The following is a 15,351-nucleotide window of genomic DNA, read 5'->3' on the forward strand; positions in this document are numbered from 1 at the left end:
AATAAAATTGCTCTTTTTCACTAAAGAGCAATTTTAAGAGGTAAAGATTATGCTTTTTCATCTCAGCCATAACTATATGCTTGGTGTTGGAGTTTTAATCTTTGCCTTTCTTTTCTTTTATATACCGCTGATTTACGCATTTTTCACAATACGTAAGCAACAGCGTAAGCAAAATAAGTTGTAGTGAGCAGAGACCAGAGGCCCAAAATTTGGTCATGCATCAATAAAACTTAATTTTGTTTACACATTAAAAGCGTATAGTAGGGACATCTTCGTTTAAGAGATGTCAAATATAGATATACACAACGAAGAGAGAACAAAAATGTCTATCCTTAGTTGGGACGATTTTGAAGATGATTCGCAAAAACCGGCTGCACCTGAACACAAGTCTGCGCCCATCCAACCGGAAAAAACGTCTGATTCGCAGAATGTATCTGCTGCGCAGTCATCATCGCAGAGCGTGGCAGCTCCACAATCCGCTGGAACCCATTCCGTGCGACCAACAGTTGCCTCCGATACGGTGGCTAGAGCCTCTGCAGCCTTAGAACACTTAGATGTTGCCCCTGGCCTTGAAGAGCTAGAAATGGGCGCACAACGTGTTCAAGTTGATGACAAAGCAATGATTAACTGTCGTGCGGACTTGAACCAGCTTGTTCCATTTAAATATGAGTGGGCTTGGCAGAAGTATCTTGACGGGTGTGCAAACCACTGGATGCCGCAAGAAGTAAACATGAACCTAGACATCGCGCTTTGGAAGTCTGAAAATGGCTTAACTGAAGACGAGCGTACGATTGTTATGCGTTCTTTAGGTTTCTTCTCGACTGCGGACTCTTTGGTTGCAAACAACTTAGTATTGGCAATTTACCGCCACATTACTAACCCTGAATGCCGTCAGTACATTTTGCGTCAAGCATTTGAAGAAGCAATTCACACTCACGCTTACCAATACTGTATCGAATCTTTAGGTATGGATGAAGGCGAAGTCTTCAACATGTACCGTGAAGTTCCATCTGTTGCGCGTAAAGCAGCGTGGGGATTGAAATATACTCAATCTTTAACTGATCCTAATTTCCACACAGGCACGCCTGAAAACGATCAGCGTTTACTTCGTAACCTGATTGCATTCTACTGTGTTCTTGAAGGGATCTTCTTCTACTGTGGCTTTACTCAAATTTTGAGTATGGGTCGCCGTAACAAGATGAATGGTGTTGCTGAGCAATTCCAATACATCTTGCGTGATGAGTCTATGCACTTGAACTTTGGTATCGACATGATTAACCAAATCAAGATTGAGAACCCTCACCTTTGGAGCGCTGAGTTCCAACAAGAAGTGGTTCAAATGATTGTTGAAGGCACAATGCTTGAAATCGAATATGCGCGTGACACAATGCCACGTGGTGTATTGGGTATGAACGCAAGCATGATGGAAGAATATTTGAAATTCATCTGTAACCGCCGTTTATCTCAGTTAGGTTTACCAGAGCAATTTGCTGGTGTAACGAACCCATTTGCATGGATGTCTGAGATGATGGACTTACGTAAAGAGAAGAACTTCTTTGAAACTCGCGTAACTGACTACCAAACTGGTGGTGCGTTAAGCTGGTAAGTTTAAGCATCTACTAAATAAAAAAAACCGCTATCTGTAGCGGTTTTTTATTTAAGATATATTTCATTAAATTAGAAAAACAACAGATAAATTAAATAACGAAATCAACAATATAGAGATTTAAAGTTTATACTAATTTCAACTAACAAAATAAGTATTTTTAATATTTAGACACTAACAACCACAAATCCAAAACATATTATAGACAATAAGAGCTGGAGCATTTACAGGATAAGTACCACTATCCAACACCTTATATAACCTACTCTTATACTTAATAGTTAATAATTTTTCTTTTCGGTCTACCACCATGCCAACTCTATAAATGAAATAAAAAGAATCATTATTAGTTATTCTTCTATATACAAACTGCACATAATCTTCTTTCTGAATTTTTGAATGATCAACAACAATAAAGCCATTACATATAGAGCACCTCCATTTCTCTAAATCAATATTCATATCCATATTTAATTTTACCAGATCATAAAAATCAACCAAGTAGCTATACAATACAACCTTTAATAAATTAAAATTATTTTATATAGCACATACAACAATATGAATAAAAAAATAAAAATATCAATATGAATTTAATTTTAAAATTAATTTTTAATTTAATAAGCATTAAATTAAAAATTAAAACACAATTTAATTCGCAACAAAAACTAAATCATTTTAATCCATCATTTAACTTCAATATTAACTGTATAATTAATCATTGGATCTTTCAATTATTCTTTGTATTACAGTCCTTGAAACTGCAAGATCCTTAGCTAAAGAATATACACTAAATCCTTTTTTAAATTTATTAATAACATCCTGTTTTTGATCATCCGTTAATTTTTCAGGTCTACCTACCTTTTTAGATAATCTATAGTTTTTTTGTGCAGTTTGATCACATATGAAAAGTTTTTCAAAACCAATACCAATTTCGATGAAATGGATAAAATTATTTTTAATATCTTCTTTCAACTCACTATTTATATAATCCAATATAATTAATTTAATTTTCTTTTTTTCAATTAAAATAATTGTAGATAATATTTCTTTAAAACTACTTCCTAAACAATCAATACCTTTAACAATTAGAAAGTCCCCCTCCTCCAAGGAATAATTAATTAGATTAAAAAAAATATTCCGTATAGCAATAGTTTTATCTACTGATACCAATTCAAGAATAACTCTATTTGGATGAACTTTATGATTAAAGCTTGCTAGTAAAGAAATAAAAGATTCTTTTTCTTTTTGCAAATCATCAATATTTGAATTTATTCGTATATATGCATAAATACGCATAGCCATCCCCCTCAATCCCTTAGAGTGATGTGAAGTATGTCTAATAAAGTAAATTAAAATAAAAAAATATACTTTTAGATCTTCACTTATTGATTGTTATATGATTAGTTTATTAATTTCATACTTTTATAGTAGTGTAATTATTTCCATATTTCTACTATTTTAAAATTCCAATGATCACAACAACCAAAAATATAATATTTTAAAATATTATATAAATATTAAATAATTATCTGAAAATTACTTTAATTTTTATATTTAAAATTTACAAAGCAGCATAAGAAAATTATAAATATAGTCAAATATTAAAACTATATATATTTTAAACATTAACAAAAAATATAAATTTATAATTTTCATAAATTATTTTACAAAAGTGTTTTAAAACCATGTTTTTTATTTTTAATAAATTTAAACACACAGTTAAAAACCAAACAGATATATACAAAAAATACTTTCATATCAAAAAGATATAGAAAATATCAAAAATCTCCCAATTACCCACATGATATTTTGTTTTGTTATGTATATTCAAATTATTTCATTAAAAAAATAAAACTAGATTTTAATATTAGATTAATATTAAATTTAGAAAGACTTAAGCAACAAGGTAATTAAAGATGAAAAAAAACACCCAGAAAAGACCAATAAAATTATTAACTAATATAATAATAATGATCAAAAATGTGATGTACAGTGAAGCTCAATCTATGCATTTAATTAATATGTTTTAAACAGTGTATAGTACACTTTTGTGATTTAGTTCATGTTTTTTTTAAAAAAATAAGATGCTAAGATTTGTTTTGTTTTTGTTTAATTTTGGTGTTTTTAATATGCGTACATATGCCTATGTTAGAATAGAGCCTAATTTGCAATTTGAATTTTCTAGATATATCTCTTTTTTTAGTGAGTATGGTTATAAAATTCAAAAGAATAGATTAGTAGTAGAAGAAGTATCTGTTGATAAATCTATTATTTATAGAGATAAATTTCTTAACTTAATAAGTTATTCATTAGAAGAAGGTGATATTTTAGTGATAAAAAGCATGGATTGCTTGGGTAATAGTTTTGAAGAAATTTTAGGTATAGTTGATAAAATTGATCAAAAAAAAATCCGACTAATATGCTTGGATTATTCTAAAAATGAAATTAATGGTGACTTGAAAATTTTCTTCCTTCATTTTCTAAAATTATCTGCTGAATTTGAAAAATTGTTCAAATCTGACAATAAAAAATTCAAAGATCACAAACCTACAAGAAAAGTAGGTAGGCCTGAAATATTGAATAATGAACAAAAAAATAGAGTGATTGAGTTGTTCAAAAAAGGCTATAGTGTATATTCACTCGCTAAAGAGTTTTCAGTTACAAGAACTGTAATTCAAAGAATTTTAAACAATGCTTCAAAAAGTAACACGTTGTAATTATTTTAAATTTTAATTCAAAACCCATTAAATGCATATGGAATGATATAAAAGGGAATCGTAATGGAATATATTTCACTAGTAAAAGTTAATCCTCTACACAATATAAATTATAGGAAATATTGAATTTTAAAAATTCAACAAGGTATTGATATACAAACATATTTAAAATATTATTATATTTTAAATTTATTTTTTATTAATGACAATTTATAATGACTCTATATTAATTTACTTTTTCCTTACAATTTTAAATTACTTTCTTTCTTTTTACTCGTCTCTATAAAATCAGGATTAATTAGTTATATAACATAAAATAAACTTTATTTTCAATTATTTATGAAATTAATTTACGCAAATATATAATTTATATATATTTACTATTGATTATATTATATTTACAAAGTAAAGTTGTTTTCTATGAAATAACTTAATCAAACTTTTAAGTTAATCTTGATAGTGTTAAAAAATTTCAAATGTTAGCTTAAGAGTTTAATCTTTTAAAATTCATAATTTTGAGTTTTGAATCAAATAGTTTAATGCTTTCAAGCTATTATTATGAAAATTTATTTATTTTTAATTTTGATAAACAATTAATATGAATGATCTTTTTTGGAATTCCTCACTAGGCTCAGCAACAGGTGAGATTTATATTCCCAAAGGACTTGGGCCCTTTCCAGGCATAATTATGTTTGATACAGGATCAATAAAAAGCACTAAAACTTATGCTACTTTCTATGCAGAAAAAATGAAAGAAATAGGTTTTCTCTCTTTTTTAGTTTCATTAAATTTAAACCAATCAAGTAATTATAAAATTAATGAAATAGGTTCTGCTATAGAATACATTTCAAATCGAAAAGAAGTAAATAATAATAAAATATATTTAATAGAAATTGAAAAAAATAGTTTTCTAGATCTAAATATAGAATTATATAAAAATTATTTTCAGGCTATCGTTTCAATCAATTCTTTTGATTTAAATAACTAATATTTTAAAAATTTTTTAAATAAATTATAGTCGAGATTAAGCTATTCGAGCTTAATCTCGACTATGTACTTAATTATCAAAAAACGTGGCTCACAGATGATTTGGAAACATAAATTGAGTTTTGTGGGTTCGCATCTTCGACCCAACACGATTTAGGGACATTAACTTCTTCGCCACTTACTAAAGTAATCTTTGTCTGCTTCAACTCACTAATCGTATTACTCGCAGCATAGTAATGATGTTTATCACAAATCACTGTCTTCTTATGATTATTTGCATATTGAGTAGCTTTATCTGCTGTAACCTCACCTGTACCAAAGCTAGGATGGGCTGATTTTTCTGCTATTAAGTACAATTTATGATTCGCAATTGTATTAATAGAAGGTGGTGAATAAACCGATTGATGTCCATATGGTTGATTCACACAACCAGAAAAGATCAGTGTTAATGAAAATACGATTTGAGTTAGAATTAAATTCTTCATTAATTTTAATCCTCATGTTAAATATATAAACATCCATTTTTATAAATCCCATCTTAAATTAAAATTTAGAGAGGTAGGATTATTAACAATAGATATACTCCAATACCTTTAAGTGAAATTTAATTTTACACTCTTAAATTAGAATAAAAAAAATCAATATAAATTTAAGTTCTTTATTAATTAAGAAGAGTCCACACCCTAAAAGGCTGTGGACTTAGTGAATATCACTCAAACCTGAAATACGAGGATAGTTGCATAATAAAAATCCTCAAAATTATATTCACATAAGACCCCATTTGTATCAATTACAAATCAATTAATTTCAAAAATAAAATTTCTTATTTAAAAATTATCTTTATTTTACATACACTAAGATCACTTCTATCTAAAAAATTGTTTTAAAATCATGTTTTAAATACTTAGATTTGAAACATTATAAAAAATTTAAAGATAGAATGCTTTCAAAATTTATTGTCCAGAATTTATAGTTTTCTCAACTATATTCCTTTTCATCTCAATTTTCATTTCGTTTATAAAACTTATATTTAAGCAATAAACAATTAAATAGATCATTTTATAGATTCAAAGCAAGCTAATCTTTTAATATCCGCATAAAAGTGATTCCTATGAATGATAGCCATAGTACCTTTTTATTGTTCTATGCAAATAAAAAGTACGTTTATAAATTTCCTGCTTGGTCAAGAATATTCAAGGTTGGCAATCCCCTTGCACACATCCCCGCGATCTTGGTAGCTTTCTCAGCCAAATTATGATGATCCCTGTCAGCCGCTTGTAAATTTATGATATTTGACGCCCAAGATAATTGAATCAACTTGTCATGAAGTACTTTTTGAGAAACCCAAGGCACAATACTGTCATTTAAATCCCCCACAACAAATACTCTATTTGCTGGGTGCTTCGGTGTAAGTGCTGTTATTGCATCTACAGTTTCAAATAGTCTTGGATCAGGTGTTTTCCCCAATGCTTCTGCCAATATTTTTGGTGATGAAGGGGCTGAACTTGGGATAGCACATAATATATCTGTCCTTTTTGATAATAAGGCAGATACAATATGACCACCACCACTATGCCCAACTAACACATAATTAAGGATTTGATGTCTTTGCTTAATTTTATTTAATGCTTCAGATATTAATAAAGATTCTAATGGCTTTCTAGCACCATTATGTACACCAGACGATCCATAAATCCCTGGACGAGCGACAAAAATATATGGGAAATTATACAACTCTGTGGACTTAGCGACTGCTTCATTAACTTTGTCCTGTGGTTTTTTGTCAGTATATGATGCAGGTGCTTTCCCTCCTACAATTGCTACATCACCAGAAAAATACGCAATCGCTCTATTATTGGTTTGATTTTCGAGTAATCCGGCAGAATAATATCGTATGCATTCTTTATATGAGTAACCATTTAAATTTACTTCAACCCAAACTGTTCTTCCGATTCCAGAATTGTCCAATTGTGTACATTGTGCTTGAGTCGAAGTAACAACTTTATATGCATCATCTCCGATAAAATTTTCATTTGTTAAATCAATACTAACTGTTTCAGCAAAGCTATGATTAGCAGCTAAAAACATCAATAAAGAAATTATTTTTTTCATAATTAACCTTTTTAATTCAAATAAATTTTAGACAATTAAATTAACAATCAAGATTAATTAACACAACAAAAATAGAAATATTAAAATTATATAAAACATATAATTCATTTATTTTATCAAAAAAAATAGAATAGGGTACATTAAATTATGTTTTAAACTATAATAAAATTAAAACATATGAATTAAATTTCGAATAATTTTAAACATAACTAAAGCCTTAAAATCACTTCTAGTACCACAAAAAAACCAATACAATAACAAGCAGAATTAAATATCACTCTATTATTTTTTTAAGAAAGGAATTAAAACAATTTAATTGTTTTCCAGCTAAGATTAACTTAATTAGGTCGCAATATGCTACATCAATTAAAATATTTAGATTTAAGTAATTTAAAAAATCAGATCAGTGAATGGATATCACTATATGATCAGACTGACTCTGAAAAAAAAATAGTCTTTATCTCATATGGTTGCCTAGATCAACGGTGTAAAGTTTTTTCAATTGCTAGTTCTGACATACAAAAACTGCAAAAAAAAATAAATAACTTTTTAGAAAAAATTTTTCTTAGAGATAAACGTTATCTAGGCTATATAAAACTTGATGTTGTAACTCAGGTAGAAAAGAAAAGTTGGACCGATGTTACCCATGATATATCTAATCAAAAGCATAATAATCATTTTAGAAAAGGTATTAGTTTTGATAAAGATTTCAATATATGTTTTTTAGAACAAGAGATTTATGGGAATGCAATCATACGAGGAATTTCATATGATCAAAAAAATTTTATTGACCAGAATAATTTAAACAATGCAATCAAGAAAAAATACTCTTCTATTCAAAAAGAATTAGAAATTATTAAAATTAAAGATGTATGGCTTTTTGAAACTGAAAGCGTATTTTACGAAAATGGTAAATTCATTAAACTTCAAAGTGGAGGTTGTGAAAATGGGGTTAGGTTCATTGATAAAAATGATAAATCTCATATTAAAGAAATAATTAATAAAAATGCTAGTTTCCTAACCAGTCAAATTTTAGAAGATGGGAAATTTATCTACGGCTATTTCCCTGCATTTAACAATGAAATTAAAAGTTACAATACAATACGGCATTGCACTTCAATTTATTCACTTTTAGAAACTTTTGAGATTGAAGAAAACAATCAATATTGGTCTAAAATTCACTTAGCTATTGAGTATAGCATCAAAAATTTTTATAAATTAATAGATGAAGATACAGCTCATATGATTGATGGAAATGACAATAATTATGAGATCAAGCTTGGTGCGAATGCAGCTATTATTTTAATGTTAACAAAATATCAGGAAATTACTAAAAATAAAAAATATCTAGAATATGCAGAAAAAATAGCAAATGGAATTCTGCAAATGATTGATAAAACAGGAAAAACCACTCATATTTTGGAATACCCATCCTTGTCTATTAAAGAAAAATTTAGAATTGTTTATTATGATGGTGAAGCTGCACTAGCACTCTTAAGGCTTTATCAGTTAAATAATAATAAAGTTCTTTTAAATACTGTTAAGTTAATGTTTGATAACTTCATATCTAATTCATATGAAAAATATCATGATCATTGGTTAAGTTATTGTACAAATGAATTAACAGTAGTATGTCCAGAAGTTAAATACTATCAGTTTGGTATAAATAACTATTTAAATCATATGGACTTCATTAAAAATCGTAAAACAGTATATGCTACTTTCCTTGAGATGATGATGTCTGCTTATAAAATGGTAAATCGTCTAAATATACAAGGTCATGAAAATCTATTTAAATCTTCTAAATTCGAAGAATTAAAATCTCTTATTCAGTTACGTGCTGAATTTCAACGCACAGGTTTCTTCTATCCAGAAGTTGCCATGTATATGAAAAACCCCAAGTCTATATTAAATTCTTTTTATGTAAGACATGATCGTTTTCGTGCTCGAATTGATGATCAAGAACATAATTTATCAGGTTACATTGCTTATTATTTACACTTCAAAGATTAGTTTCAAATCTAAAATTATTTAATAATGTAATTAAAGGTATTTTTATGAATAATGAAATATTTACTTTATCAAATGAAACTACAAATGTTGAGTTTTTTAAAATTGAAAAGAGTCTTAGTCGACTTAATATAAATATGTTTTTCCTTAAAAAAAATCCACATAAGCTTATTACACTAAATAATGATTTAAAACTTGAAGGACATAATAATTTTTATAATTCTGTTCTAAGCCTTTGTACAATTGGTGCCTTCTCATACTCATCTTCTAATCTTAACTATGGGGTATCTATTGGCCGCTATTGTAGTCTAGCAAGTAATATCAAAATTATGGGTGCTCACCACTTCCCCGAGTGGATTTCTACTTCACCTCACTTTTATAGTGAGGACTATCATGATACTGATCCAGCATTAGTCACCCATAATTATAGAAGTCGGCGTAATGTTACTATCGGAAATGATGTTTGGATTGGAGCTGATGTTGTTTTAAAAAATAATATTACAATTGGTGATGGAGCAATAATTGCTTCTAATAGTGTTATTACAAAGAATGTAGAACCATATACTATTGTGGGTGGTAATCCTGCCAAATTAATTCGTAAAAGATTCGAAGATACAGTCATTAAAGAATTAATGTACTTAAAATGGTGGAGATTTCATAAAAATGATTTAAAAGGTCTAAATTTTACAGCCCCATCTGATTTCATAAATAATTTAGAAAAAAGAATTTATATGGAAAAATTAAATGAATATCACCCACCAATTTTTACAAAAAATGATTTACTGAAACCATCTTAAAGCAAACAAATCTTTTATGTTGTATAAATTATAAAATGGTTATTTATTATGAAAACTCAATATTTTTTTCTATTTCCAAAAATTGACCAAAAGAAAAATGGATTGGTTTTTGCTCTTTTAAAGCGCGCAAAAATACTAAATGAACAATTAGGTATTAGCCCCACAATTATTACTACTGAATATGATCGCTCACTTGCAGAAAATTATTGGAGCCTTATAGCTACAAACTTAGCTCCTCCTTCTATTGGCTATCTCAATTTATATGGTGATTTTCAAGGAACTCATCTAAAAATGGCTAATAAAAAAATTCATAGCCCTATGGTAGAAATGTTTAACAGTAACATTTTAAAAACTATAATTCCTTTCACATACAATCAACGTTTTCATGATAAAAATAATAAAAACTATTTGTACGAAATACGGCAAAATGACTCTCCTACCTTAAGTTATGTGAATACTTTCAAAAAAGGTGTAAAAACAGGACGAATTATTTATGACTCTTATGGTTATCTTAGTTGTATTCAAGTCATCAACCCAGAGAATCAAATGATAATAACTGAAACTTATTATCATACAGAAGGTTATCCAGTTATTATAAAAAACTATCAACTCAACGAAAAGAATAAAAACATTGTTTCAAATATTTTTTTATTTAACAAACAAGGTGTTATTAATGAGGTTTTTGATACTGAGTCTCAGCTCATTCAGTATTGGTTCCTAAAAATCTCTCAACTTTATAAAAATGATCTGATGTATATTCTTATTGACCGTGCAATTCATTTCTATGAACCACTTAGAGAGATAAAACAAGAAAACATGCGATTTATTGGGACAATTCATGCTACCCATCTAAATGGTCATGATATTCAAAATTCTACAATTAATCGTCATTATCGTAGCTATTTTAAATATAGTAATGAATTAGACGCACTAGTAATCTTAACTGAACGCCAAAAACAACATATTCAACAGCGCTTTGGAATGGAAGAGAAATTATTTGTTATTCCACATATATATGAAAAAACTATTGACCATGTTAATTTTTCAAACAGAGACCCAATGTTTTGCTTAACTATTGCTAGATATGATAAAGCGAAAAATTTAGATAGCTTAATTAGGATTTTCAAAAAAGTTGTAGAAGTAATCCCCAATGCTTATTTAAACATTTATGGTTTTGGAAGTGAGCATAACTTCTTACAAAGTCAAATTGATGAACATCAGTTAAATAACCATATTAAATTAATGGGCTATAATGAGGATACTGATGCTTTATATAATAAGGCAAGCTTATTCCTTTTTTCTAGCCGATCTGAAGGTTTCGGTATGGCAGTTTTAGAAGCCCTATGCCATGGCTGCCCTGTCGTGAGTTATGACATCGATTACGGACCATCAGACATGATTAATCATGATGAAAATGGCTATTTAGTTACTTTTCAAGATGAAGAATTATTTGCACAGAAAGTAGTTTCTTTATTAAAAGATGAACACAAACGGCTTAAACTTAGTGAAAATGCATATGCATGTAGTCGACTCACAGATCAAAAACAATTTGCCTTAAAATGGCAAGAGCTTTTCAAGGCTATTCAGTAATGTTTTTTATGCATAAAAAAACTTTGGTTTTATTATTCTCTACATTTTGTGTATCTACTTATATTCATGCAAAAACTGATTGTTATTCAAGTAGCCCTCCAGTTGTTAAACAACTTGATCAAGTCTATTATGGCATGAATAATCTTCGTATCTTTTACACTACTTCTGGTGATAATGCTTTAATATTTCAGCAGGATAAAAATCTAAATCATGTTCCAGACTATGTAGAAAATATTGCCATTCAAGCCAATAGCATACGAAAATCTTGGTCCGTTTTGGGTTACCAAGATCCTTTGAATAGTCCACGCTATAAAAATAATGTCCAATATATTGATATACAAATACAGAAGCTTGATGGACTTGGACTAGCTTATGATAAACCCCATCGACATTCCAATAATCCATTAAAAAAAAATGCTTGTGCTCTAATTATTCTTATTAGCAATAGTATTCCAAATCTAACTACTGACTCTTCATTAATAGCACATGAATTATTTCATCTTTACACCTATGGTTATACGATGTTTAAGCAACCTTGGCTGACAGAAAGCTTGGCAGCTTGGTCAGAAGGGATTATCAGAAAAGATAAGTTTGGTACATATGGACAAAGAAATTTGCCGAAAAATGAAGAAGATTTTGACAAATATATCTTGCAAAGAACTTATAGGACATCTCAATTATGGAATCGTCTTACTACACTTGTAGATACATCTGATGGCAAATTATTTTTGCCACCTTCTCTCATACAACAGAGATACACTGATGGACAACCTGTTTTTCAAGATCAATATTTAAAAGGAACTATCTTTATGAAAAAGTTTCTTGAAAATCTTGGAAGACAAGATCAACAAATTTCTATTTTAAATAATTGGAATTTATATCATTGGAAAGAAATTGATCAAAATTCAGCTCATTTCAACCAAAAAATTTTAGATACTTTATTGATAACTCTAGAAAAAACCAACGAAAGCAATATAGAGAAAAATAAATTTCAAAGTCTCTTAAAAAAAGTTATTAAAAATAAAAAATCTAGTTAATTTTACTTTCAAAAATATTAAATAAGCCATTTACTGCGACTAATGCTTTTAAAAACTATTTTTAAATAAAAAAAAGAGAAGGCACTTATGCCTTCTCTTCTATTTACAGATTTCTATCAACAACAATCAATTAAAATAACAACTGATTATTATTCAATAACTCATCTAGTGTCGTATCTGTATTTTTCAATACAATGAGATCAGTTGAGTTATAGGTATTTCCAGTACCATCTCGATCAATACTAATCAAAGTATTACCTGCACCGTCAGAAGTAACAGACACATAATTAGAGATATTGCTTGCATTAGCACCATTTAACAATGAACTAATATCAACTTTATCACCTTGCGCCAAATTAAAGTCAGTCCATTCATCCTTACCATTGCCACCTGTTGCATCAGCAGCATTCAGTAAGTTATAGACAACTGTATCTGCACCAGCCCCAGTGGTAATAATGTCATGGCTAGCAGTACTGATGGTCTCACTACCAATATTCACGGTCAATGTTGCAGGTGTACTTTCATCACCTGTTGCAGCAACCAGTTTATAGTTCAATGTAGCGACATCACCAGAAGTAGCAGAACTATTTGCTGTGAACGTATATGTTCCATTTGCCGAAACAACGAATGTACCATCCTCAACCGCGATTGTTTGACCATTCGCTTGTACATATGTACCAGGTGAAGTTTCTACAAATACTTTTGTACTTGCTCCACCCGTTACATCTACACCATTACCAGAATCATCTGTTAACAAGTTACCCGTAGCAGTTACCGTCGCACCATTACCAACGAATTGGTCATAATGTGTGAAAGTAGCATTTACAGTAGTGTTTACAGTAGTTGTATTCGTTCCAGCAATCAGAGGAATATTAGATTCTGTGCTACCAAACACGACACGCCATTGACTAGCAGTGTCTGATGCAGAAACCTGATAAGAGCCACTGATCAACACAGTACCGCCAGCATCACCTAAGATTGGTGATGAATGTACAACAGAAGCTGATGCTCCAGGTTGAGTTGTCCAAACACCATTCACAAGTTTTTGCACTTGATAACTGAAAGTATCACCATTAGCAGAGCTATCGAGGATACCACCTTGTGTAGTTACAGAGAAATTAAGCGATGCGGCAGTATTTGCAGCAACATTAATCACATCGCTCGTATCACTACCAGCAACTGAAGTAGCATTACCAAATAACGGTTTCGTACTACTTGCAGCCATACTACCCGTATCAACAGTTGTATTGGTTGATGGAACTAACGTAATCGCAGCTGCTGCTGTATTATCAGTTGCCGTCAACTCTACTACACCATCTTGAGTTGGATCTTCTGGCCATGTGATATCAAGATCATTTGTATCAATGCGAACATTTAAAGTCGCTGTATCTTGATGCCCGTCACTGTCCTGAATGGTGTAAGTGAAACTATCTACTTTACCTAGACTATTTGGAATGGTGAAATCACGGATATATTCATAATTACCATTCTTATCAATAAACAACTCACCATATTCACCTTGAATACGAGTAAATGCTTCACTGTCTTGTGGTAGAGCAGTTGTCACACCATCTTCATTAGCAACACTGATAACCGTTGCTGTTTCACCAGCATGAATCACATCAGCAACGTCCGTTGGATTTTCAGGATTATTTGCTGTAATCACATTACCTTTCGCAACGACATCACCATAATCACTCAGTACCTCATTGGTAACAGAAATTGAAGCGATACCAATACCAGTTACTTGAACACCCTCACCTGGAGTTAATACAAGCGCATATTGTCCTTCAGGTAGATTACTGATAGATGCTCCACCACCCATGACGCCTAAACCAATTCCAAGCATAGATCCAGCATTGTCTATTTTGCTGTACTGTTCGTATCCACCAGTATTCTCGTTATAACGAAGAATATTAAGGTCATAAGAACCAATACCACCACCTATTAACACTCCACCAAAAGACACATCAAACGATGCAATTCCACCTTCAGGTACGGTAACTGTAATTGGTGTTTGACCTTTAAGATCAATAATTGGACCGATGAATGACAATGATGGGAAGGTTACTAATGCACCACCCGGAATATCAGGATGAGTTACTACAGGATTAACCTCACTTAATACCGTAGCAATATCGTCAATAGCATCAATGAAAACTGGAACTATAGATGTGACTGGTAATGAAGTATTACCTGCTGCATCTGTCGCTGTTGCTGTTACAACATCACCAGTTACTAATGTGCCAGGATTAGCTACAGACCAAGTACCATCACCTTCTGTAGTAGTAGTAATAGTACTACCATCTGGGAAAGTTACAGTTACTGTTGAGCCTGGTTCTGCCGTACCTGTAATCGGATCAACATCATCCAATTCATCAATAGCAATTACTGGAGGTACAGTATCTACAACTTCCGTTGCCGGTGCCGATTCGTTACCTGCAGGATCAGTTGCTGTTGCTGTTACAACATCGCCATCATTCAAGCCTGGG

Annotated in this window: 12 protein-coding genes and 1 pseudogene; 8 read left to right on the forward strand and 5 right to left on the reverse strand. The window is 30.3% G+C overall.

The annotated features are described in order from the left end of the window. The first annotated feature begins 49 nt into the window (after positions 1-49). Both UC75_RS19075 and UC75_RS16445 read left to right on the forward strand, forming a co-directional pair. Complete coding sequence (locus UC75_RS19075; RefSeq protein ID WP_081399196.1) at positions 50-184, forward strand: preprotein translocase subunit YajC; 135 nt, start codon at positions 50-52, stop codon at positions 182-184. Positions 185-322: 138 nt separating this feature from the next. Then, positions 323-1,606 carry a ribonucleotide-diphosphate reductase subunit beta gene (locus tag UC75_RS16445; protein WP_005302967.1) on the forward strand — a complete coding sequence of 428 codons (1,284 nt, stop codon included), beginning with the start codon at positions 323-325 and terminating at the stop codon, positions 1,604-1,606. Between the two features lie 174 nt (positions 1,607-1,780). Here the strand turns inward: UC75_RS16445 and UC75_RS16450 are convergent, their stop codons facing one another. Continuing rightward, positions 1,781-2,074 (reverse strand): hypothetical protein, encoded by a 294-nt coding sequence (locus UC75_RS16450; protein WP_031947468.1) that lies wholly within the window; start codon positions 2,072-2,074, stop codon positions 1,781-1,783. A 246-nt stretch (positions 2,075-2,320) separates the two neighbouring features. Beyond that, entirely contained in the window at positions 2,321-2,905 is a 585-nt protein-coding gene (locus tag UC75_RS16455; protein WP_049838208.1) for a recombinase family protein, read from the reverse strand. 833 nt (positions 2,906-3,738) lie between these two features. Between UC75_RS16455 and UC75_RS16460 the strand changes: the two genes are divergently transcribed. Then, positions 3,739-4,326 (forward strand): recombinase family protein, encoded by a 588-nt coding sequence (locus UC75_RS16460; RefSeq protein WP_049838197.1) that lies wholly within the window; start codon positions 3,739-3,741, stop codon positions 4,324-4,326. Between the two features lie 598 nt (positions 4,327-4,924). After that, positions 4,925-5,314 (forward strand): hypothetical protein, encoded by a 390-nt coding sequence (locus UC75_RS16465; RefSeq protein WP_049838198.1) that lies wholly within the window; start codon positions 4,925-4,927, stop codon positions 5,312-5,314. A 76-nt stretch (positions 5,315-5,390) separates the two neighbouring features. Here UC75_RS16465 and UC75_RS16470 read toward each other — a convergent pair whose 3' ends face one another. Together UC75_RS16470 and UC75_RS19080 are read right to left on the reverse strand one after the other, a co-directional pair. Next, entirely contained in the window at positions 5,391-5,798 is a 408-nt protein-coding gene (locus UC75_RS16470) for a hypothetical protein (RefSeq protein WP_049838199.1), read from the reverse strand. Between the two features lie 624 nt (positions 5,799-6,422). Then, a pseudogene (locus UC75_RS19080) lies at positions 6,423-7,047 on the reverse strand (hypothetical protein). A 732-nt stretch (positions 7,048-7,779) separates the two neighbouring features. Between UC75_RS19080 and UC75_RS16480 the strand changes: the two are divergent. From UC75_RS16480 to UC75_RS16495, 4 genes are read left to right on the forward strand one after another with little or no spacing between them, the layout of a single operon-like run. Next, positions 7,780-9,438 carry a poly alpha-glucosyltransferase gene (locus UC75_RS16480; protein ID WP_049838201.1) on the forward strand — a complete coding sequence of 553 codons (1,659 nt, stop codon included), beginning with the start codon at positions 7,780-7,782 and terminating at the stop codon, positions 9,436-9,438. Positions 9,439-9,482: 44 nt separating this feature from the next. Then, entirely contained in the window at positions 9,483-10,232 is a 750-nt protein-coding gene (locus UC75_RS16485) for a CatB-related O-acetyltransferase (RefSeq protein WP_049838202.1), read from the forward strand. Positions 10,233-10,280: 48 nt separating this feature from the next. Further along, a complete protein-coding gene (locus tag UC75_RS16490; protein WP_049838203.1) occupies positions 10,281-11,822 on the forward strand; it encodes a glycosyltransferase in 1,542 nt (513 codons plus the stop codon). After that, the gene (locus UC75_RS16495; RefSeq protein ID WP_049838204.1) at positions 11,822-12,859 is read left to right on the forward strand and encodes a peptidase MA family protein; all 1,038 of its coding nucleotides are present in this window, start codon (positions 11,822-11,824) and stop codon (positions 12,857-12,859) included. Before UC75_RS16490 ends, UC75_RS16495 begins: the two co-directional genes overlap by 1 nt. A gap of 130 nt (positions 12,860-12,989) precedes the next feature. Here UC75_RS16495 and UC75_RS16500 read toward each other — a convergent pair. Beyond that, positions 12,990-15,351 (reverse strand): ABSDF2314 family large adhesin (locus UC75_RS16500; RefSeq protein ID WP_049838205.1); only part of this gene is annotated, 2,362 nt, incomplete at its 5' end.

The sequence above is a fragment of the Acinetobacter sp. V2 genome (assembly GCF_001188385.1).
GTDB classification, from domain to species: domain Bacteria; phylum Pseudomonadota; class Gammaproteobacteria; order Pseudomonadales; family Moraxellaceae; genus Acinetobacter; species Acinetobacter oleivorans.

What these genes read in the sequence shown, in the direction of transcription:
- UC75_RS19075 (WP_081399196.1), top strand. Translation starts at nt 50, where the DNA reads ATGCTTTTTCATCTCAGCCATAACTATATGCTTGGTGTTGGAGTTTTA.
- UC75_RS16445 (WP_005302967.1), top strand. Translation starts at nt 323, where the DNA reads ATGTCTATCCTTAGTTGGGACGATTTTGAAGATGATTCGCAAAAACCG.
- UC75_RS16450 (WP_031947468.1), bottom strand. Translation starts at nt 2,074, where the DNA reads ATGGATATGAATATTGATTTAGAGAAATGGAGGTGCTCTATATGTAAT.
- UC75_RS16455 (WP_049838208.1), bottom strand. Translation starts at nt 2,905, where the DNA reads ATGCGTATTTATGCATATATACGAATAAATTCAAATATTGATGATTTG.
- UC75_RS16460 (WP_049838197.1), top strand. Translation starts at nt 3,739, where the DNA reads ATGCGTACATATGCCTATGTTAGAATAGAGCCTAATTTGCAATTTGAA.
- UC75_RS16465 (WP_049838198.1), top strand. Translation starts at nt 4,925, where the DNA reads ATGAATGATCTTTTTTGGAATTCCTCACTAGGCTCAGCAACAGGTGAG.
- UC75_RS16470 (WP_049838199.1), bottom strand. Translation starts at nt 5,798, where the DNA reads ATGAAGAATTTAATTCTAACTCAAATCGTATTTTCATTAACACTGATC.
- UC75_RS16480 (WP_049838201.1), top strand. Translation starts at nt 7,780, where the DNA reads ATGCTACATCAATTAAAATATTTAGATTTAAGTAATTTAAAAAATCAG.
- UC75_RS16485 (WP_049838202.1), top strand. Translation starts at nt 9,483, where the DNA reads ATGAATAATGAAATATTTACTTTATCAAATGAAACTACAAATGTTGAG.
- UC75_RS16490 (WP_049838203.1), top strand. Translation starts at nt 10,281, where the DNA reads ATGAAAACTCAATATTTTTTTCTATTTCCAAAAATTGACCAAAAGAAA.
- UC75_RS16495 (WP_049838204.1), top strand. Translation starts at nt 11,822, where the DNA reads ATGTTTTTTATGCATAAAAAAACTTTGGTTTTATTATTCTCTACATTT.